This window comes from Phyllobacterium sp. K27, assembly GCF_054796155.1.
In genome coordinates this window covers 3,231,158-3,251,057 of the sequence record NZ_CM139240.1, presented here as the reverse complement: position 1 = coordinate 3,251,057, position 19,900 = coordinate 3,231,158, and the positions used below count along the sequence as shown (strand labels likewise).

Sequence of the window (19,900 nt, the reverse complement as noted above, 5' to 3'; positions counted from 1 at the left end):
GTTTTTCGGATGTTTATCGAGTTATCTTGTAAGGGGATTTACACTTCGCAATTGTAAAGTTGTAAATCTTGTAATAGGTTGCCGAAAGCGTTTTAATGTAAATCTTGTCATAAAGGTGCTGTGCGTGGTTCGACAAGCTCACCATGAGGAGCGATGTGCAGGAGGCAATGGGCTGGACTTAGACGGAGCTCGCTGGAAGCTGAGGCAATAACCACGTTCCTCATGGTGAGCTTGTCGAACCACGCACAATGTAATTGCAAGTCCATATAGGGAACGATTGGAGCATTATGGCTGAGGGGAAAATTTTTGCAGGTCCGCGTATCCGGCGCATCCGCAATGAGCAGGGTTTGACACAGACCTCCATGGCGGAGGCTCTGGGCATTTCCCCATCCTATCTCAATCTGATCGAGCGCAACCAACGACCTCTCACTGTGCAGCTGCTGCTCAAGCTATCTTCGACCTATAAGATCGAGCTGGATACGTTGCAGCTTGAAACCGGCTCGTCCATGGCGTCGTTGAAAGAGGTGTTCTCCGACCCGCTTCTGAATGGCGAATTGCCTGGCGACCAGGAGTTGATCGAGATTTCCAACGCAGCGCCCAATGCTGCCACTGGCATGATCAAGCTTTATCGCGCCTACCGCGAGCAACAAGAGCGCCTGTCTGACCTGTCGGCGCTTCTGGCAAAGGACGGCCAGGCTCCATCTCTTACCAGTACGCGCTTGCCACTCAATGAAGTGCGTGAGGTGATGGAGCGCCGCGCCAATTATTTTCCGCGCATCGAAGGAGAGGTTGACAGTTTCCTTCATCTGATAAAGCCGGGTGATGATCTTTCCGGCGCCCTGAAGGCCTGGCTTAAAAGCGAGTTTGGCACGACAGTGCGTATCCTGCCCGTCGCAACCATGCCAAACTGGCGCCGCCGTTACGATCGTCACTCGCAACGTCTGTTCCTGTCAGAGCGCCTTTCCCCCTTTGATCAATTGCGCGAACTGGCCATGGAAGCGGCGTTGATCCGCATGCAGGTGGTGATCGCTGCTGAAATTCAGGATCTGAAGTTTTCATCCGACGAAGCACGCCGCATCGCCCGCTTTGAGTTTGGACGCTATGCCGCCCATGCGCTGATGATGCCCTATCAGGCATTCCAGACAGCGGCTGCGCGCGCCAGATATGATATCGACGTACTGCGCTCGCGATTTTCTGTTTCGTTCGAACAGGCGGCAAACCGGCTCACTACGCTTGCCGCACCGGGTAACAGCATTCCCTTCTTCATGCTCGAGGTGGATCATGCCGGAAACCGTTTCCGCAGGGCAGGGGCGCTGGGTTTTCCACAGTCGCGCTTTGGCGGTGACTGCCCCAAACTCGCCATACACTCGGCCTTTGCCCAGCCCGGTCAAATATTGGTCGAGGCGGTGGAAATGCCCGATGGCGCAGAGTTTTTGACCATCGCCCGCACACTTGAAGGTCCGCAAGGCGCTTTTAATGAGCGTCCGCGCCGTACCGCCATTCTGCTGGGATGCGATATCGGCTTTGCTGATGAGACAGTCTATGGCAGCGCGCTTGGCAATCGCAGCATCAGCGCCGCTCCACTTGGCAAGTTTGTCGGCGTCACCCCTGTCGGCCCCGCCTGCCGCCTATGCGAACGCTCCGCTTGTCTTTCCCGCGCCGAACCGCCGGTCACGCGCCCGCTCGGCCTTGATGAGATGGTAACGGGATTAAGTGCGTTTGATTTTCAGTAATCATCCCCTTGGTCTTTGGCCACGAAATAGCGGTTGTTGTTTTTCGATCAGTTGTGCAAGGCGTTCCACCAAGGTGCGGATCTCCGGGCGGTGCCTGTCGTCATCATGCATCACCAGCCATTGCCGGTGATAAAGCGGCTTGATCTCCTCGCCAGCCCGTACCAGCGAAGGATCGTCGTCGCCGACAAAACAGGGTAGGATACCCCGTCCGGCCCCACTGCGCAGAAGGTCATGCAGCATGCGGGGTGTGTTTGCCCAGATCGTCACCCATAAATCCGTCTGTGCAAGCAGCCAGCGGGCAGAAGGTGCAATTGCATCGTCAGCTCCAATTCCCACCCAGTTGCAGTCGCGCACCATATTAAAGTGGCTGGCGCAATATGGCGCATAGGCAACATCGCCAATGGGACGCGCCGCCAGATTGCTGCTCTCCGGAAATCTGTTACGAATGCCGATTTCTGCCTCGCGATGTGCAAGGTCGAGACGGATTTCCGCTGTCTTGAAGCAGAGACGGAAGGGATCGTCCGGGGTCCAAAGCTGCCCCAAATTGGCCGCCATGAAATGAGACATCCAACTGCCTGCGGAAATGCGCACCGTCGGAAGTTCGTTGACGCCTTCATTCCACGCTCCGATAGACTGTGCGGCTTCATTCATCGCAAGAACGTGCGTGAGGAGCGCTTGTCCGTCTTTGGTCAGCGAATATCCCGTTTGCCGCCGTATGAAAAAGTTCCGGCCCATCTGTCGCTCTAAAGCCAGCAGCCGCCGCCCGATTGTTGCCGGGCTTGCTCCTGTCTTTTCAGATGCGCCCGTTAATCCGCCTTCACGTGCGACATGCAGGAACAGCTTCAGGTCATCCCAATTCTCATTTTTCATTTTTGAAAAACCTGTTTCATCCATGCTTGTAGAAAACAGCTATTTACTCTGCCCATTCTTAACTCTGGTGCAAACAGTTTTTTACTGGAGATAAATATGAGTGGATATTTTTATCTATTATGGACCATCGCTCATCAGCAGATCAGTCAAAACCAAGGACGCCAGATGTCGGAGGATGAGTTCTATGAAAACTATGGTGGTTCGCCGAGCCGATTCTCCGTCTTACTGAAGCGCTTTTTTATGCTGGTGCGTTCCATGTTTTTTCGGAGCAAACACCCGTAACATCAAGGTGTTGGAGCCAAAAAAATCCATGCCAAATGCAACTTTCCGCATGAGAGTTGATCGATCCCAGTTGACGAAGTGATCGCAATCTAAAAAGGTAGGGGAAACTTACCTGTGCGGTGCATCTTCGCGGATGCACAAAGATACAGTGGAGCGTCGATCTGGGAACAAGCGGCATTGTAGAGGTGCTGGCAGCATGGAGAAAATAATGGGTATCAAAACTGTATTGTTAACCGCAACGCTTGCGCTGGGGATGACTACATCCGTGTGGGCGCAGGAACGCGTCGTTAATGTTTATAACTGGTCAGATTATATTGATCCGACCACCCTTGAGGATTTTACCAAGGAGACCGGAATCAAGGTTGTCTATGACACCTTCGACTCCAACGAAATTCTTGAAACCAAGCTTTTGGCGGGCGGAACCGGCTACGATGTTGTTGTTCCGACAGCCTCCTTCCTCCAGCGCCAGATTGCCGCCGGTGTGTTCCAGAAGCTCGACAAGTCGAAATTGCCGAACCTTTCCAATATGTGGGACGTTGTTTCCGAGCGTATCCAGAAATACGATCCCGGCAACGAATATGCTGTTGATTGGATGTGGGGAACCACGGGTCTCGGCTATAATGTAGCCAAAGCCAAGGAAATACTGGGCAATGATGAGCCGCCGACATGGGATGCGCTGTTCAAGCCCGAGCTTGCGGCCAAGTTCAAGGATTGCGGCATTCATGTTCTCGACTCGGCAACCGATGTCCTGCCATCCGCTCTTGCCTATCTTGACCTTGATCCTGACAGCAAGAACCCGGACGATTTGGCAAAGGCTGGCGAATTGCTTGAAAAAGTTCGCCCGAATATCCGCAAGTTCCACTCGTCAGAATATATCAATGGACTGGCCAATGGCGATATTTGCCTTGCGCTCGGCTATTCGGGAGATATTTTCCAGGCGCGCGACCGTGCAGCGGAAGCCAAGGCCGGCGTTGAAGTCGGTTATGCCATTCCGGGTGCTGCGCAAATGTGGTTCGACGTGCTGGCCATCCCCGCCGATGCGCCGCATGTGGCTGAAGCGCACGAACTCATCAACTACCTGATGCGCCCTGATGTTGCCGCCAAAGCCTCAAACTTTGTCTTCTATGCCAATGGCAACAAGGCCTCGCAGGATTTGATCAGTAAAGAAATCATGGATGATCCGGCGATCTATCCAACGCCTGAGGTTCTGTCGAAGCTGTTTACTGTCACGCCTTATGATACCAAGGTTCAGCGTGTGGTGACACGCCTGTGGACGAAAGTCGTAACCGGCCAGTAATCAACAAAGACCCCGGCACCGATTGCCGGGGTCTTTCAACAAAAGCGACAATCGGGGCATATCATGAAGTCATTGGGAAGCTTTCGCCGCAAGTTTGCACCGTGGAATGATCCGGAAGCAAAGCCCTTCATTGCTGTCGAAAACGTGACCAAGAGATTTGGCGATTTCACCGCTGTCGATGACCTTTCCCTGAATATCTATAACCGCGAATTCTTTGCGCTGCTCGGTGCATCCGGTTGCGGCAAGTCAACGCTGCTACGCATGCTTGCTGGGTTTGAAACGCCGACATCGGGCCGTATTCTGATCGATGGTCAGGATATGAGCGGCATTCCGCCCTATAAGCGTCCGGTCAATATGATGTTCCAGTCCTATGCGCTGTTTCCGCATATGACTGTCGAGGGCAATATCGCCTTTGGCCTCAAGCAGGATGGCATGCCCAAAAACGAGATCGATGCGCGCGTTGCCGAGATGCTCAAACTGGTCAAGCTCGAACAATTTGCCAAGCGCAAGCCGCACCAGCTTTCCGGTGGTCAGCGCCAGCGCGTTGCTCTGGCGCGCTGCGTTGCCAAACGGCCAAAGGTTCTGCTTTTGGATGAGCCGCTCGGTGCATTGGACAAGAAGCTGCGCGAGGAAACCCAGTTCGAGCTAATGGACCTTCAGATGAAGCTGGGCCTGACATTCGTCGTCGTGACCCATGATCAGGAAGAGGCCATGACTATGTCGGACCGCATCGCGGTCATGGATAAGGGCAAGGTCAAGCAGGTCGCCACCCCGGCGGAAGTCTATGAAGCGCCCAACTCGAAATTCGTCGCGGACTTCATCGGCAATGTGAACATGTTTGAGGGCACCGCGGCGGCGGTGGAAAATGGCAAGATCGATATCAGTATTCCCGCCGACAAGATGACCATTCGCACCGATGCGACGCGTGACTGTTCTGCCGGGCAAACGGTCGGTTTTGCCATCAGGCCGGAAAAAATACGGATAAGCCGTACTGAGCCTGCAAATTCCTCAGTCAACGCAGCCTATGGCGAGCTTTACGATATTGCCTATTTCGGTGACATGACGGTTTTCCATGTGCAGCTGGAAAATGGCCGCATCATCAAGGCGGCAAGCCTGAACGCGGTTCGCACCGTGGAAGACCCGCTAGGATATGAGGATATGGTCTGGGTGAATTTCGATACCGACGCCGGTATTCTTTTAACTGCGTGAGGAGGGCTGTCCAATGCAAAAATTGATAGCATCCGTCACAAGCCGGCTGGTTATCAGCGTGCCATATCTGTGGCTGCTGATCTTCTTCCTTGTTCCGTTCATTATCGTATTCAAGATTTCCCTGTCCGAAGTGGCGATGGCCATTCCGCCTTATACGCCTGTCCTTGATATTACAGCGGGGATCAGGTCTCTCTTCAACAGCATATCTCAGTTCTCATGGGACAATTATATTTGGCTGGTCGAAGACCCGCTCTACTACAAAGCCTATATTTCAAGCCTGACCATAGCGGCGGTTTCAACTCTTCTGACACTCATCATCGGCTATCCGATCGCCTATGGCATGGCGCGCGCTCCTGCGAGCCTCCGCCCCACTTTGCTTATGCTGGTCATCCTTCCATTCTGGACCAGCTTTCTTATCCGCGTTTATGCTTGGATCGGCATTTTGAAACCTGAGGGCCTGCTCAATCAGTTTCTGATGTGGGCCAATGTCATCGACACGCCGCTGAACATTCTCAACACCAATACGGCGATCTTTATCGGTATTGTTTATTCTTACCTGCCATTCTTGGTGCTGCCGATTTACTCGGCCTTGGAGAAAATGGATTATTCGCTGGTTGAAGCCGCTGAAGATCTTGGCTGCCCGCCGATCATGGCGTTCTGGAAGATCACATTTCCACTCTCAATGCCGGGTGTCATTGCCGGTTGCTTCCTTGTTTTCATTCCAGCAACGGGCGAATTCGTCATCCCGGACTTGCTGGGCGGCTCATCCACGCTGATGATCGGTAAGACATTGTGGAGTGAATTCTTTTCGAACCGCGATTGGCCGGTATCGTCTGCAGTTGCAGTTATCCTGCTTTTGCTGCTGGTTTTGCCTATTGTGCTGTTCCAGCGGTCTGAAGCCAAAGCGCAGGAAAGCGGGAAATAATATGAACACAACCTGGTCCCGCTTCAATATTGCTTCGCTGGTTTTGGGCTTTGCCTTTCTTTATCTGCCCATTGTCCTGCTCGTCATTTATTCGTTCAATGAGTCCCGGCTTGTCACCGTTTGGGCCGGATTCTCGACCAAATGGTATGTATCGCTGTTCAATAATCAGGCCTTTATTGATGCTGCCTGGGTCACCATCCGAGTCGGTCTGATTTCGGCAACTTTTGCCACCATTCTTGGTACACTTGGTGCACTGGCGATGACACGTTATACGCGCTTTCGTGGGCGCACGCTGTTTTCTGCGATGATTTATGCGCCGCTGGTCATGCCGGAGGTGATCACGGGCCTGTCACTTCTGCTGCTCTTCGTCGCCATTGGTCTCGACCGCGGCATTCTGACGGTTACACTTGCGCACATCACTTTTTCCATGTGTTTCGTGGCTGTGGTGGTTCAGTCGCGGCTCGTCACATTTGATCGCTCGCTCGAAGAGGCGGCGATGGACCTTGGTGCGACGCCTGTCACCACCTTTTTGAAGGTGACCTTGCCGGTGATCATGCCCGCAGTTGTTTCCGGATGGATGCTGGCTTTCACCCTTTCCCTTGATGATCTGGTCATTTCCAGCTTCACCTCGGGACCGGGCGCGACAACCCTGCCAATGCGTATCTATTCGCAGGTGCGCCTTGGCGTGACGCCGGAGATCAATGCTGCCTGCACGATCCTCATCGCCATTGTCGCTATTGGCGTCATCATCGCTTCCATCGCCAATAAGCGTCGTGAGGTTAACCGCGCCCGCGACGAACAAGCTGCGGCGCGGAATTGATGTTGTTTGCAGTGTAGGTAAGACAGCAAGAATAGCGCGAGCCAATCTCCCCCCTTGTGGGGGAGAAAGGATTTTCTTGGGTTTAGCCTCATTGCTAAATCCTTAGAAAATCCAAGAGAGGGGATCCGTTCATACGTCAAAGCAAGCAAGAGAGGTACTAACGTCTCGTGCAACGTCAATACCCAATGAACGAGGTAGCGTTTTAATGTGCACGCGCTTTCCCCTCTCTTGTGATTTCTGGCACTTAGCAAGGGCTAAGGTGCCGAAATCACTTTCTCCCCCACAAGGGGGGAGATTGGCGAATTATTGCGAGATAATCGGCGAAATAAACGGGTTGTCCCACGAGCCGCCGATGAAGAACCGCGTGTGATTGAACGCAGGCTCCGGTTTTGGCGCATCTTCTGGCGTGCCTTCCACTGGTGCTGGCGCAGCAATTGGTGCTGCGAAATCGCCGGTGAGTGCCAGGCTCTTGCTCACTAGCGTCACAATGCCTGCAAAGGTAAACGTGCCAAGCTTATTCTGGATTTGCGCGGTTTCAAGCGCTGCAACGCCATCCATGATGTTTGCCTTCAGCTCCAGCCTGTCGAGAGCAAGCGCAACGTCAGTCTTTTCGTTCAGGCTGAAAAACCGGTCTGTTTTTGCCTTGCTCAGCAAGCGTGTCAGGTCGAGACTGCGAATCTGACCATTGCCGAAGCGCAAGGAGAGAGTACCTTTTGCGTTGCGCAACGCCGTTGACCAGCGCGTTATCGGCCCTTTCAAGACCAGTGACACGGTGCCTTTGCCAAGTTCAAAGCGATTGCCAAGTCCTAATATTGAGGCAATTGAGGCGCTGTTGACGTCGGTTCCGTTGAAGCGCAACTCCCCGGTTGTGCCAGCTTCCGGTTCATCGGCGAGTTGGAAGCTACCTGCAACAGAACCATCGAAAGCTGTCGCATCGCCAATATCGAATATGGCGCGACCATTCCGGACCTGTGCAGTAGCTGCGACCTTCGTAAGGCTGACCTTTCCCAAGGTTGCCTTTTGCGTCGAAACCCGCAAATCAAGATTAAGCTGTTTAAGAAAGGCCGTGTTGATCTCGGTATCGGAATTGGCAGAACCATCCGGCAGCGGCATGATCCCGGAGAACACCGAGCGAAGGTCCAGAGTCTCGAATGCCAGCGTACCATTGATACCAAGCGGAGCGCCAGTCGCGTTATTCAGCGTGATCTCGATCACGCCTTTTGCTGGATTATCGTTCAGCGTGGCGGTCAGATTATCCAGCTTCACGCGGGAAGATGAGCCGGTAACGGAAGCGTCCAGCGTAAAGCTGCCAATAGGCGCCGCTGGAATTTCCGCCATTCTGGACCATTCGAGCGTGCGTCGCAGCGAGGGCGAGGTGAGGGAGAGGGTTCCTTCAAAAAACCGGTCCTTGGCAATATTGGCAGAACCGTTGAAAGAGAGTGTCAAAGGCGTAGAGCTCAGGTTGATCTGCATCGGGCTTGTCCCGCCCGCCAAAAGCAACAGTGCCTTGCTGGCAGAGCTGTCGATTGCAGTCTCTTCGCCATGCCAGATGGCCTTGCCCTGAAAGCTGGCAATGCCCGATGTCTGCGGCCAGTCAAATACGCCGCTTATACTTGATATCTGTTCCTCTGCACCATTGATGGGGCGCTTGAACGTGACCATTGCATCTTCCAACCGCACACGCCCGAATGGTTGCGAGGACACGTTGCTCATATCCGGTTTGGCGGGGTTGGCCTCAATGGCCGCCTTTGCCTCGCGCATCACGTCGCCAATACGGCCATCGCTCTTGGCAAGCGCTTCGCCAATGTCTGAAAGGCTTTTGATCGGCTCGTCGAGAACAAAGCGGGGCCGGATAATCTTGGTCTCTGTGAATTCGGTTTTCCCCATCAGCGCTGAGAGCAGCGAAAGATCAACCTCGATCCGTTCGGCGTGCATGAAAGGTTGACCTTCCGTAGCCCAGGGGTTGCGAATGGTCACATTGCCCATTGACGCTGTGAATGTTGGAAAAAATGAAATGTGCGGCTCTTGCTGTGCTTCGACACTATAGCCGGTCCAGTTGCTGATTTCCTGAACCAGACGCGCCCTGATGAGATCGGTGCTGACAAGGCTGGGAAGGGCAACAAGAATCCCACCGGCGATAAACGCCAATACCAGAATTGTCGCCAAAAGATTTCTCGGTCTCAGCCAAGACATGAGTTTTCCGATGTTCACATCCGTTGAGCCAAAGCCAAACGAAATACTGCACTGCCTCTCAACGGTTTAGCCATCATGGGTAGCAATTCAAGTCGATAACGCGGCTTTGACGCAATTTTGTTGCATAAGACACCGTTCAATGCCCGTTTGCGGACATTTTTTGAATTGACAGGCACAAACTGACAATCTAACAATCTAACAATTAACAGAATGTTGGATTATGATGATACGGCCCGTCCAACGTAAAGAGCTGGAAGATGCTGCGAATATTTTCAAAGCCTTGTCGGATACGGCGCGGCTGCAAACTTTGATCGTATTGGCACAAGGCGAGCGCAATGTCGGGCAAATTGCTGAAATAGAGCAAGACAAAATTGGTACTGTTTCCGCCCGGCTGAAACTTCTTCTGCATGCCCGTCTGGTCAAACGACGCAAGGACGGTAAGACCGTGATCTATTCAATTGCTGATGATCACGTCCTCATGCTTATCGAGAATGCAATTGAGCATGCTTGTGAGCAACATTAACAACCAAGTCTTTTGAAAGGAAATAATTATGAGCGACTGTACCCTTCCGCATCACCACAATCATGATCACAAGCACGAGCCCAATTGCGGGCACACCGCCATTCGTCATGGGGATCATGTGGACTATCTTCATGATGGCCACCTGCATCATCCCCATGGCGATCACGTGGACGAGCATGTGCTTGAGGTAAGCGCTACAAATCCTGATCGTTGCACGCCTGAGCATCGCTGTGCGGGCCATGATGCCGCCCATGTGCATGGGCCTGGTTGCGGCCATGAGGCTGTACCCCATGGTGATCATATTGATTATCTCGTGGATGGCCATTTGCACCACCCGCATGGCGATCATTGTGATGATCATGGTCCCGTGGAAATCGTCTCCTGATCAATGAATACCGCATCCTGCTGATATCAGCAGGATGCACTCTATTCCGCCAGAACACGCGTTGAGGGGAATGTGATTTCGACCATTGTTCCGCGCCCGGGGCTGGAATCAATATTGAAGTTTGCCCGGTTTGCTTCCGCCATTGCTTTGGTCAGCGGCAGGCCGAGACCTGTCCCGTCGCTGCGTACATTGCCCGGTGTTGTAATCTGTTTGTAGGGCCGCAAGGCCTGCTCGACCTCCTGCCGGGTCATGCCAATGCCCGTATCGCGCACCCGCAAAAGAACATCGCCGCTGGCTTCATAGCTGGTGGAGACAATGACCTGTCCGCCGGGGCCGGTAAAACGGACAGCATTTGACAATAAATTGAGCGCAATCTGCGTGATAGAGCGATTGTCGGCCACGATGTCCGGCAGGCGCGAGGTCAGGCTGGACCGGATGATGACGCGCTCGCGATTGGCTTGCGGCTGCATGATCGCGACGGCTTCGGTCAGGGCATCGTTCAAAGACACTGCCTCGAAATTCATCTCGACAGCGCCCGCCTCGATCTTGGAAATGTCCAGAAGATCATTGACCAGCGAAAGCACATGATTACCCGAGCGGCTGATATCATGCAGATAATCGCGGTAACGCTCGCTGCCGATGGGGCCGAATTTCTCATCAGCCATCAGTTCGGAAAAACCGATTATGGCATTGAGCGGGGTGCGGATTTCATGGCTGATCCGTGCCAGGAATTCGCTCTTCTGGGTTGATGTGCGTTCAGCTTCACGCTTGGCGCTGAGCAGTTCTTCTTCTGCGCGCTTCCAATGGGTTATGTCGCGCAGTACCACACAGTAGCCTTTGGAGGCGTCCAGCTTGCCGATTGTCATGAACAACGGAATGAACCGCCCCTGACTTTCGCGGCCAATCACTTCCCGTCCATCATTGAGAAGACTGGCAACGCCATTGTCAGAAAGACTGTTGAGGTAATCCATCGCTGCCCGTTGGCTTTCAATGGCAAAAAGGAACGAGAACGCTTTGCCATTGACCTCTTCCGGCTCATAGCTGAACAGTGCGGAGGCGGAGTGATTGACCGAGCGGATGGAACCAGCAGAATCAAGCAGGATCACCCCATCGGTTGCCGTGTCGAGAATGGCATTAAGCTCGTCGATCCGCGTCTGAAGCAGCAGGCGTTCACTCTCGTCGAAATGATTGGCAGCCTTGGTTTGCGCAGACAAAGCCAAAAGCAGGGCGCGCGATCCATCGCCGTTTTCATCATTCCAGCGTACCGCTTGAAGATGCGCCTCGACACGAAGCGTCGAGGCGTCATTGCGGCGCAGGATCATACCGCTTCCGTCCTCGTCGTCATCGTCCGGGCCGTCGGCAAAGAGTGTGCTCAGGCCACCAGCTTCATTGATCGCTTCGGCACTCTCGTAAGCCGTGGCTTCAAGCATGGCCTTGTTGGCATAAAGAATCTGCCCCTCGCGATGGATTAAAACGGCAAGCGGTAAAGCCGCAAGAATCGATGTATCAACGCCCTGGCGCACCTGTTCACGAATATCGCTGGCAAAATCCTTTGATGCCGTCTGCGTGACGAAAGGTGCGGTATCGGCGGCAAACCCTGGGCCGACAATTTCGGCGTCCGGCACCTTGGCTTTGCTGGCTACAGGGTTCGATTTCTGCTCAGAAACACGTGCAGGTTCCTGTGCTTCGACAAAAGCGGGCTCTGCAAGAACCTCGCGGCGAAGTCTCTCGGCAATCTCACGAAACGCGTTGCGTTCAGCATCGTTCAGGCGGCCATCATTGTGCAAGGGCTGCTGGGTTTTCAGCGCTACGACGTTGCTGGCTTCAGGCGGCACGATGGCAGGAGCCAGCGGTTCGTCCGCAAATGGATCGCTCTCGCTGGTTGGTATCGGTTCGACCCAGGCTTCCTGCTCACTGGAAACCGGCTGCGCACCAACGACGTTCAGGTCCTCAACGACCTCTGCCATTTTGGCTACACCAAACCCGCGAAAACCCAAAAAGACCCGCTCACGCGAATAGATGGGCAATGCTGCAAGTTCGATTGGTACGCGCAGATTGGTGCCCTCGATTGGCCAAAGCACAGCGCGGCCAGACCATGTATCGCGCCGCTCAAGAAGTCCGGCTATTTCGCCGTCCGCATCGAAACTATATTTGGCTGCCACATCGCGGAAAGATTTGCCGATAATGGCGGCTGAAACTGGCCCAACTGCTGCCGCGAATTCCGGTGAAATCTCACTGAAATTTGCCTGTGCATCCACTTTCCAGACAAATCGGGCGTTTACATCACTGGGTCTGTATTCAAACCTCTCGGAGGCTGGTTCGCTCGCGCTTGGATTCACCGCCGCTTTTTCGTCTTTCGCAATTGCGACAGGCGCAATTGGCTCGAAAGGCAGGTTGGCCTGCGGCATGTCCTTTACTTCGGTATCCGGAACGGGGGCGGCAGGAATGACCTCCCCGGCGGCTGATGCCAGCCTGCTATTCTCAGGTTCAATTGCCAGCAGCAAATGCAGGGCAGGGCTGTCGGTCAAGCGGGCCATGCCTGTCGGCACAGTGCCATTTGGCGTTGTGACTGCTCGCTTCACCAGACGATTGCGCTCATGCCGAACTTCGCGCACCAGATCGCCCAGACTTTTATCGTTAAAGCCCAGTTTGGAGAATTGTTGCGACGCGGCGATCACTGCACCTGATCCATCGACTATGGCGGCATGGGTCGTGTCGTCACCAAAGCCTTTTATTGCCTGTGCGGCAATCTGCGCATCGGAACTCGCGCGGTCGTTATTGGCGATTGAAAGCACGATAGCTTGCTCGCCACGAGGCAGAATAAGGTCGCTGGCCTGAAAGGTCAAAATGCGGCTGGTCAACCCGAATGCTATGCGCAGCGAGACGCTGCGCCCGTGCCCGATTGATGGAAATCCATCCAGTGCTTTGAGCTGTCGCTGTGCCTGAACACTCAGCACCGTGCCTGCATTCAATATATCATCGACCGTCGCATAACCAAGCATGGCGGCGCCTTGGCCATTAGCCCATATGACATTTGCAAGATCGGGTGAAATGACCACAAGCGCATCGCCATTGGCAAAGCGTTCGCGAACTTCATCGAGAACGGCAATGTCGATAAATGGGTAGATTCCAGACGCCATTATTGTTTAGCAGCTCCGTAGCAGACCACCGCATCCATGCGGAAGCCCTTAATACTTTATTAATAATAGCCATGAGGGCACACGTCCACAGGCTGCCGCTTGTCTGCCAGCTCTTTCTCTTGGTTTAGTTAACTTGGACCAGCACTTTGTAATGGTTTTCAGAATAATTTTCTTGGGAAATCAACGGTAAATGGTGCATTGCAAGAAAAATGTTGCAATGCACAATAAATGTGTTAAATATAGTCCATCAAATCAATTGCAGAGACAAACATCTGCACCAAGGAAGGGCTTTATTATGAGCAAGACTGCTAAACAGACTGCCGACGCATTTGCAATGCCTGCCTTCGACGCTACCGCTGTAACCGATCAGGTTCGCGAATTCACTGAAAAGGGCGTTGCCCAGTCCAAGGAAGCCTATGCCAAGATCAAGGATCAGGCTGAAGCTGCACAGAAGACTCTGGAAACAACTTTCGAAACTGCCCAGTCCAATAGCACTGCCATTTCGTTGAAGGCGCTGGCTGCCCTGCGCACCAACACAGAAGCTGGCTTTGCACATATCGAAGCTTTGTTCGGCGTAAAGTCGTTCGGCGAAGTTATCGAGCTGCAGACTGCATTTGTTCGCAAACAGGCGGAAGCAATCTCCGGCCAGGCCAAAGAGCTTCAGGCTGTGACTTCCAAGGCAGTTGAAGAAATCTCCGCACCGGTCAAGTCGGCTGTAGAGAAGGCAATCAAGGACGTAAAGGTAGCCTGATCAGGCGCCAGCGTTAGATATTCTCCAGCGGCATTCCTCCTCCCAGCCGCCGGAGACGCGAGAACGGCATCTCCTCCCTGCCAGTCTCGCATTCATGGAAAAGGCCGGGTCCTCCCCCCGGCCTTTTTTCTTTTTCAAAAGCGGTTTGCGTGTTTTTTTGGGAATCTCTGTGCCTTTTGTTGCATCAAGTGCTTGCAAAAAGCATCAATTCTCCGTATGTGACGCCAAGTCAAAAACTTGACGGTGTGCGGTCGTAGCTCAGTTGGTTAGAGCGCAGGATTGTGGCTCCTGAGGTCGGTGGTTCGAATCCACCCGTCCGTACCATTCATCCCACATGCCCATGACTTCTTGGCTGTCGATGGCTGTTCAGTATCGAACAGACCAACCTCCATCGCCCTTTATGCGAACCGCCAAAACCCGGCCTGCAATAGCAGTACCCATACTGTCGGAAAACGGTAGTGGGAGCGCCTTTTCAATCGCTTCCAAAACACTGTTTTCAAATGCGCGTTGTTGCGCCTCATTCCCCTGAATATTTTTTGCTGTGACTTTGGGCTTGCCGATCAATGTCCCATCGCGGCGCAACGAAAAAACAAGTGTGATTTCACTGTCCTCGGCATTTGGAATTCCAAAATAGCAGGCAAAAAGAGCGGGCCAAGTCTCTTTCAAAGTGGTGACGGTTTCTGTGCTGCGGCAATTCGGATCAATGCTTTCAGCAGACGATGGGGCCACCATCAAACTAAGTGTGACGATAGAAGTTACAATGAACTTAAATATATGAATCATCGGATAAAACCTGTTCTCGCAATAGGCTGTTGGTCTGAAAAATTAGATGCATGCAATAAACTGTAGTTTTTACTTATGTTACGGGTCCTAAGCGCGCAATGAAAATTCGCCAGCATCCGCTCAAGCGCCCTGCCGAATGACGCCCAGCCCCCCAAAGGCAGTCGATCAACTTTAAGCTGTGCAACGCAAAAATCTCTGGTGTACTTGGTTGAAATATCAGGGCAACTCAGTCAAAATCTTACCCAGATAAGTATTTTTGGAGATGAACCAGCATCTTGCATAACTCGATAAATCCACCGATAGATGCCGTCATTGCTTGGGTGGATGGCTCTGATCCTAAACATTTCGCAAATATGCAAAAATACTTGCCGGAAAATATACTCGGTAAGGCGACCCGCTATGCCAGCAATGGCGAGATTTATTACTGCATCGCGTCAATTTTGAAATTTGCACCGTTTATCCGCAATGTCTGGATAGTCACCGACAATCAGAGACCGCAATTTATTGACGAGTTCGCCAATGCCGGCCTCTGCCCGCAGGATTTTATCAAAATTGTCGATCATAAAGCGCTGTTCGAAGGTTTCGAATCGGTGCTACCGACATTCAATGCCAGAACAATTGAAACGATGTTGTGGCGCATCCCCGAGCTGAGTGAACATTACATCTATTTCAACGATGATTTTTTCTTGAACAAGCCCCTGACGCCGGAGTTCTTTTTTCGCCGTGGTCTTCCGGTTATTTTCGGAAAGCGGGCTTTACCGCATCGATGGCAGCCCAAGACGATTCTCCGCAAGGCACTGGCGGGTAAGAAAGTTCCTTCGCCCACCCTCCGTCCCACCTATAGGGCAGCCCATGAGCTTGGTGCCCGTAGCGCTGGAGTGAAGGGCAGGTTTGTGCTGGTCGATCACCTTCCACATCCTTTGCGCAAGTCCGTGCAGGCATCATTTTATCACAATGAGCCCGAACTATTGAGCAAGCAGCTGAAGTTCCGCTCGCGCAATATCGAACAGTTTTCATCGGTGGCCTTGATCAATCATTTGGAGATTTCAGCCGGTAATGCCCATATCGAAAAGCCGGTAAAGATCGCCTATGTCACGCCTCATGGTCGTTTTGTAATCCACCGCTTTGGCCAGCAGGTCCATGCGGAACAACGGCCATTTGGCTGTATTCAGAGTTTGGACAGTTTCTCCACCATTGGGCAGGGCCTGATCCGAAGCATAATGCGCAAAAAATTCGGACGTTTCTTGCCGGAGACGGTCATTTTTGAAGAATAGTTATCGTCTATAAGCCCGTTCGCTTTGCTATGAAGCGTGCAATAGCCGGGCCCGTTATCAGCACGATGAGAAAACGCGCGGTTTGCATGGCCATGACAAAGGGTAGGTCCACATCGCTTGAGGCCGCGATAATGGCGATGGAATCGGCGCCTCCGGGGCTTGTCGCGAGATAGGCTGTCAGCGGATCGATATCGGCGAAATAAACCAGCAAGGCAGCAATGCCGCCGCATATGGTTATAAGTGTCAGGATTGATGCAACGACGCGGGGCAGGGCGCGCGCAGCGTGAACAAGGATCGGCCGCGTAAAACGTGCCCCGATGTTCCAGCCGATCAGCGCATAGCTGGCCGCCAGCAGCCAGGGTGGCAGGACGATGGTCATCAGGCCGGTATTGTGAAGAATAATCCCGAGTATCATCGGCACAAGCATTGGGCCGGCGGGGATACGCAGCCTGACTGCAAGCCAGCCTGCTCCCAGGATGAGAACCAATGTCTGCCCGAAGCCTATCCAGTCGAGAGGTGGAAACCAGATGAACGCGGGCGCCGCGGCGATAGGGCCTGTCACCCAGATGAGAGATATCAGCGACGCGGCCACTGCCACGAAAACAACCCGCAAATATTGCATAAAGGCCACGAGGCGAATATCTGCGCCGTAGGCTTCGGCCATAAGGGTCATCGCGGCGGCCGCGCCCGGCGAAGAACCCCAAACCGCTGTTGTTCCCGGTAATACTTGCCAGCGCGCCAAAAACCAACCGAGTGTGTTGCTGGCGAAAATCACGGATGCAATGACAGCGAGAAAAATTGGCCAGTCATGTACCATTTCTCTGAGTGTCGAGGGTTCGATACTATGGGCAATAAGGCAGCCGATCACACCCTGTGAGATAATAAAGGGACGTACCGGGACCCGAATTGCGCCCTCAGCCGCCGCAACGGCAATCGCCGCCGCCATGGGGCCGAGAAGCAGTGCAGCGGGAAGGCGCATTGCCTGAAAAATCACGAAAAAGAGCAGGGAAAGCGCGAGCAAGACCAGCCACTGCAACCCTCGCGAGCGACTGCTTAAATTCATTCGCATTCTGTCACTTCCAACTGTTTTGAAACTGTAGAATAATCCTCTGAGGGCCACCGTCCAGCTTTGAATTCATTTTGCATTAGACCAATTGGCACTTTAGCAATGGCTGGAGCAATGCTATATTGCCTCTTGGAGTGGGGCGAACTTTCGTCCGCCCCTTTCCTCATTTCGTAAAGTGAACCCGGATCGTGAGTGACCAGCTCGTCCGGGTTCTTTTTACAATGAGGGTAATGCTAAGCGGTTTTTGCCACATAGCTTACCTCCAAGTTTGAGAGCAAGGCTGATGCCGCAGTCAAGGAAACCTATCTCCCTTGATGCACTGGCTGGCTCAGTGCTGCTGCTTTAGCACTCAAAACCGAAAGCCACTGACCCATCGCCTGATTTTATCCGCGCCGCAACGAATGCAGGGTTGCATTTCCCCTTGCCATTCGGGTTGAGCAGTTGCGCACATTGCGACCGACAATCGATACTGTTTGCGGGCTTTCCTGTTTCGTGCCAATGAAACAGCATGCGTATATTGCTGGTAGAAGACACACACGATGTGGGAGAAGCGATCGCCAAGCGCTTTGAGGCGGCTGGCCACGCCGTCGATTGGGAAACCAATGGGCGCAATGCGGCGGAAATTATCGACTTCACCGAGTATGCGCTGATCATTCTTGATGTCATGCTGCCCGGCATGGACGGTTTTGAAATTCTCAAATCCATCCGCAAGTCAGGCAATGCCGTTCCTGTGTTGATTCTGACCGCCAGATCGGAAATTGACGACCGCGTGAGCGCGCTTGATCTTGGAGCGGATGATTATCTGGTCAAGCCTTTTGACTTCCGCGAGCTGGAAGCACGGGCCCGCGTTTTAATGCGGCGGCATAGCGGCGGGGAGGCCACCAATCTCATCAAATGCGGTGATATTGCCGTTGATCGCGCCACGCGTTCTGTTCATGTGGGCAAACGCGAAATACAGCTGAAGCGGCGTGAGCTGACCTTGCTGGAGGTGCTTGTCGCCAGACCCGGCCGCGTTTTCAGCAAGGATGAATTGCTCGACCAGATTTTCGGGTTCGATGAAGCCGCCAATGCCAATGCCATCGAGCTCTATATTGGCCGTTTGCGCAAAAAACTTGACGGGGCGAAAGCCCACATCGTCACCGTTCGTGGCCTGGGCTATCAACTGGTATCCGGCGATGCCCCCTGAAATCCACGCAAATCAGCCTTCGTTGTTTGCACGCCTTGCAAGGCGCATTTCGCTGGTTCTTGGCATTGGCGCTGCTCTGCTGGTCAGCGCCGCTTGGTATTATGCCGACACTGCCGCAGACAAGGCCTATGACCGTTTGCTTGTGGGTGCAGCCTTGCAAATGGCGGAAAGCCTTGCAGTTGAAGACGGAAAGCTCAGCGTTCGCCTTCCCGCATCGGCTTTCGAGCTGCTCGGACTTGCCGATCGCGACCGGATTTTCTACCGCGTGATTGATACCAATGGCGAAACATTGACCGGGTATGATGATCTCAAGGGCCCGCGCACTCCAGACGGTAACAATGGCGCGATGCGTGTCGAAGAAGGTACCTATAAAGGTGAGGCTGTTCGCGTCACCCGCGCTACCCGGGTTCTTGCGGATCCCGCTGTCGCCGGCCGGGCCTATGTCATTGTCGCCCAGACCAATGAAGCACGGTCGGCCTTGACCCGCGAGCTTACGTTACGCGCGATTATTCTGGTGATCATCATGAGCCTTCTGGCCTTTGTGGGTGCCATGCTTGCCATCCGTTATGCGCTCCAACCGGTCGAGCATTTGGGAGCAGCGGTCCGCCGCCGGGATCCGCATGATCTGACGCCGGTCTCCGTCGATGTGCCGCGTGAACTTGACCCCTTTGTCGGGTCGATCAATCATTTCATGGGCCGTCTCGGTGAGCGGGTCGACCTGCTGCAACGCTTTGTCGCCGATGCTGCACATCAGATTCGAACACCGCTGACTGCGTTGAACGCGCAGATCGACCTGCTCGGATCTGGTAGAATGAGTAAAGCTGACCGCCAGCATTTTGATCGCGTCAAGGAACGCACAGGCGAGTTGTCCCGATTGACAAACCAGCTGCTTAGCCACGCCATGGTTATTCACCGCGCCGATTCCGTACAGCTGGAGCCGATCAGTCTTGTTGATGTGGCGCGGCGCGCCTGGCGCGCAGCCGTCCCCATTACTGTTGATCCGGATATTGTCGTTTCCTTCGAGGCGCCGGAAGACCGGCCATTGGTCCTTGGCGATGCGGTCAGTCTTCGCGAGGCTATCGTCAACGTCATTGACAACGCATTGCGCCACGGCACGCGGAGTCGCCTGGAAGTGCGTGTCAGCGCAGATCAAACCCATGCCTTCGTCGAAGTTGAAGACGATGGTCCCGGCATTCCGCCTGAAGGCTGGGAAAAGGCAATGCAACGCTTTTCAACATCGAAGTCGCACGAAGGCGGCTCTGGCCTCGGCTTTGCCATCGCGCAAGAGGTTGCCAAGGCCCATGGTGGAAGTTTGAGTTTCCGCCCTCGCAATAAGCGAGGATTTACTGTGGTGCTCACCTTGCCGCTCCATCAAAAAGAACAATTGGTCGATCAGGAATAATTAACCCCTAACAAAAAGACAGGCCCCGAAGGGCCTGCAAGTTTCCGCAGAGGGGAAACAT

At 53.6% G+C, this 19,900-nt stretch carries 17 protein-coding genes and 1 tRNA gene; 13 read left to right on the top strand and 5 right to left on the bottom strand.

The features are described 5' to 3' along the window. The first annotated feature begins 287 nt into the window (after nt 1-287). Nucleotides 288-1,733 carry a helix-turn-helix domain-containing protein gene (locus ACYJL1_RS16065; RefSeq protein WP_460896305.1) on the top strand — a complete coding sequence of 482 codons (1,446 nt, stop codon included), beginning with the start codon at nt 288-290 and terminating at the stop codon, nt 1,731-1,733. On the opposite strand, the gene ACYJL1_RS16060 is transcribed toward ACYJL1_RS16065, so the two are convergent. Next, complete coding sequence (locus tag ACYJL1_RS16060; protein ID WP_460896304.1) at nt 1,734-2,603, bottom strand: LysR family transcriptional regulator; 870 nt, start codon at nt 2,601-2,603, stop codon at nt 1,734-1,736. Between the two features lie 96 nt (nt 2,604-2,699). Here ACYJL1_RS16060 and ACYJL1_RS16055 point away from each other — a divergent pair, with 96 nt between their 5' ends. The 5 genes from ACYJL1_RS16055 to ACYJL1_RS16035 all read left to right on the top strand — a co-directional run bounded on the left by ACYJL1_RS16055 (nt 2,700) and on the right by ACYJL1_RS16035 (nt 7,136). Beyond that, nucleotides 2,700-2,885, top strand: a complete 186-nt coding sequence (locus ACYJL1_RS16055; protein ID WP_460896303.1) for a hypothetical protein — start codon at nt 2,700-2,702, stop codon at nt 2,883-2,885. 208 nt (nt 2,886-3,093) lie between these two features. Beyond that, nucleotides 3,094-4,182: a polyamine ABC transporter substrate-binding protein gene (locus tag ACYJL1_RS16050; RefSeq protein WP_460896302.1), complete on the top strand. Its 1,089-nt coding sequence runs from the start codon at nt 3,094-3,096 to the stop codon at nt 4,180-4,182. A 63-nt stretch (nt 4,183-4,245) separates the two neighbouring features. Next, on the top strand, nt 4,246-5,391 hold the full coding sequence (locus tag ACYJL1_RS16045) for an ABC transporter ATP-binding protein (RefSeq protein WP_460896301.1): 1,146 nt from the start codon (nt 4,246-4,248) through the stop codon (nt 5,389-5,391). A gap of 13 nt (nt 5,392-5,404) precedes the next feature. Continuing rightward, complete coding sequence (locus ACYJL1_RS16040) at nt 5,405-6,316, top strand: ABC transporter permease subunit (protein ID WP_460896300.1); 912 nt, start codon at nt 5,405-5,407, stop codon at nt 6,314-6,316. Nucleotide 6,317: 1 nt separating this feature from the next. Continuing rightward, complete coding sequence (locus ACYJL1_RS16035; protein ID WP_460896299.1) at nt 6,318-7,136, top strand: ABC transporter permease subunit; 819 nt, start codon at nt 6,318-6,320, stop codon at nt 7,134-7,136. A gap of 303 nt (nt 7,137-7,439) precedes the next feature. On the opposite strand, the gene ACYJL1_RS16030 is transcribed toward ACYJL1_RS16035, so the two are convergent. Next, on the bottom strand, nt 7,440-9,329 hold the full coding sequence (locus tag ACYJL1_RS16030) for an AsmA family protein (RefSeq protein WP_460896298.1): 1,890 nt from the start codon (nt 9,327-9,329) through the stop codon (nt 7,440-7,442). Between the two features lie 220 nt (nt 9,330-9,549). Between ACYJL1_RS16030 and ACYJL1_RS16025 the strand changes: the two genes are divergently transcribed. After that, nucleotides 9,550-9,852, top strand: a complete 303-nt coding sequence (locus tag ACYJL1_RS16025; RefSeq protein WP_460896297.1) for an ArsR/SmtB family transcription factor — start codon at nt 9,550-9,552, stop codon at nt 9,850-9,852. A 28-nt stretch (nt 9,853-9,880) separates the two neighbouring features. Further along, a complete protein-coding gene (locus ACYJL1_RS16020) occupies nt 9,881-10,237 on the top strand; it encodes a hypothetical protein (protein WP_460896296.1) in 357 nt (118 codons plus the stop codon). A 41-nt stretch (nt 10,238-10,278) separates the two neighbouring features. Here ACYJL1_RS16020 and ACYJL1_RS16015 read toward each other — a convergent pair whose 3' ends face one another. Further along, nucleotides 10,279-13,377 (bottom strand): histidine kinase dimerization/phospho-acceptor domain-containing protein, encoded by a 3,099-nt coding sequence (locus ACYJL1_RS16015; protein ID WP_460896295.1) that lies wholly within the window; start codon nt 13,375-13,377, stop codon nt 10,279-10,281. Between the two features lie 295 nt (nt 13,378-13,672). On the opposite strand from ACYJL1_RS16015, the gene ACYJL1_RS16010 reads away from it, so the two are divergent. Together ACYJL1_RS16010 and ACYJL1_RS16005 are read left to right on the top strand one after the other, a co-directional pair. Then, a complete protein-coding gene (locus tag ACYJL1_RS16010; protein ID WP_460896294.1) occupies nt 13,673-14,128 on the top strand; it encodes a phasin in 456 nt (151 codons plus the stop codon). A gap of 247 nt (nt 14,129-14,375) precedes the next feature. Beyond that, nucleotides 14,376-14,452, top strand: a tRNA-His gene (locus ACYJL1_RS16005). A 42-nt stretch (nt 14,453-14,494) separates the two neighbouring features. Here ACYJL1_RS16005 and ACYJL1_RS16000 read toward each other — a convergent pair. Continuing rightward, nucleotides 14,495-14,911: a hypothetical protein gene (locus ACYJL1_RS16000; RefSeq protein ID WP_460896293.1), complete on the bottom strand. Its 417-nt coding sequence runs from the start codon at nt 14,909-14,911 to the stop codon at nt 14,495-14,497. A 365-nt stretch (nt 14,912-15,276) separates the two neighbouring features. Here ACYJL1_RS16000 and ACYJL1_RS15995 point away from each other — a divergent pair, with 365 nt between their 5' ends. After that, complete coding sequence (locus ACYJL1_RS15995; protein ID WP_460898080.1) at nt 15,277-16,185, top strand: hypothetical protein; 909 nt, start codon at nt 15,277-15,279, stop codon at nt 16,183-16,185. 7 nt (nt 16,186-16,192) lie between these two features. Here ACYJL1_RS15995 and ACYJL1_RS15990 read toward each other — a convergent pair whose 3' ends face one another. Continuing rightward, nucleotides 16,193-17,254, bottom strand: a complete 1,062-nt coding sequence (locus ACYJL1_RS15990) for an AbrB family transcriptional regulator (RefSeq protein ID WP_460896292.1) — start codon at nt 17,252-17,254, stop codon at nt 16,193-16,195. Nucleotides 17,255-17,759: 505 nt separating this feature from the next. Here ACYJL1_RS15990 and ACYJL1_RS15985 point away from each other — a divergent pair. Both ACYJL1_RS15985 and ACYJL1_RS15980 read left to right on the top strand, forming a co-directional pair. Continuing rightward, a complete protein-coding gene (locus ACYJL1_RS15985) occupies nt 17,760-18,437 on the top strand; it encodes a response regulator transcription factor (RefSeq protein WP_460896291.1) in 678 nt (225 codons plus the stop codon). Continuing rightward, the gene (locus ACYJL1_RS15980) at nt 18,427-19,839 is read left to right on the top strand and encodes a sensor histidine kinase (protein WP_460896290.1); all 1,413 of its coding nucleotides are present in this window, start codon (nt 18,427-18,429) and stop codon (nt 19,837-19,839) included. Before ACYJL1_RS15985 ends, ACYJL1_RS15980 begins: the two co-directional genes overlap by 11 nt. Nucleotides 19,840-19,900: the final 61 nt, after the last annotated feature.

Coding starts and splice junctions, on each gene's coding strand:
- ACYJL1_RS16025 (WP_460896297.1), top strand. CDS start 9,550: ATGATGATACGGCCCGTCCAACGTAAAGAGCTGGAAGATGCTGCGAAT.
- ACYJL1_RS16055 (WP_460896303.1), top strand. CDS start 2,700: ATGAGTGGATATTTTTATCTATTATGGACCATCGCTCATCAGCAGATC.
- ACYJL1_RS16010 (WP_460896294.1), top strand. CDS start 13,673: ATGAGCAAGACTGCTAAACAGACTGCCGACGCATTTGCAATGCCTGCC.
- ACYJL1_RS16035 (WP_460896299.1), top strand. CDS start 6,318: ATGAACACAACCTGGTCCCGCTTCAATATTGCTTCGCTGGTTTTGGGC.
- ACYJL1_RS16060 (WP_460896304.1), bottom strand. CDS start 2,603: ATGAAAAATGAGAATTGGGATGACCTGAAGCTGTTCCTGCATGTCGCA.
- ACYJL1_RS16050 (WP_460896302.1), top strand. CDS start 3,094: ATGGGTATCAAAACTGTATTGTTAACCGCAACGCTTGCGCTGGGGATG.
- ACYJL1_RS16015 (WP_460896295.1), bottom strand. CDS start 13,377: ATGGCGTCTGGAATCTACCCATTTATCGACATTGCCGTTCTCGATGAA.
- ACYJL1_RS16040 (WP_460896300.1), top strand. CDS start 5,405: ATGCAAAAATTGATAGCATCCGTCACAAGCCGGCTGGTTATCAGCGTG.
- ACYJL1_RS16000 (WP_460896293.1), bottom strand. CDS start 14,911: ATGATTCATATATTTAAGTTCATTGTAACTTCTATCGTCACACTTAGT.
- ACYJL1_RS16065 (WP_460896305.1), top strand. CDS start 288: ATGGCTGAGGGGAAAATTTTTGCAGGTCCGCGTATCCGGCGCATCCGC.
- ACYJL1_RS15980 (WP_460896290.1), top strand. CDS start 18,427: ATGCCCCCTGAAATCCACGCAAATCAGCCTTCGTTGTTTGCACGCCTT.
- ACYJL1_RS15985 (WP_460896291.1), top strand. CDS start 17,760: ATGCGTATATTGCTGGTAGAAGACACACACGATGTGGGAGAAGCGATC.
- ACYJL1_RS16020 (WP_460896296.1), top strand. CDS start 9,881: ATGAGCGACTGTACCCTTCCGCATCACCACAATCATGATCACAAGCAC.
- ACYJL1_RS15990 (WP_460896292.1), bottom strand. CDS start 17,254: ATGCGAATGAATTTAAGCAGTCGCTCGCGAGGGTTGCAGTGGCTGGTC.
- ACYJL1_RS16045 (WP_460896301.1), top strand. CDS start 4,246: ATGAAGTCATTGGGAAGCTTTCGCCGCAAGTTTGCACCGTGGAATGAT.
- ACYJL1_RS16030 (WP_460896298.1), bottom strand. CDS start 9,329: ATGTCTTGGCTGAGACCGAGAAATCTTTTGGCGACAATTCTGGTATTG.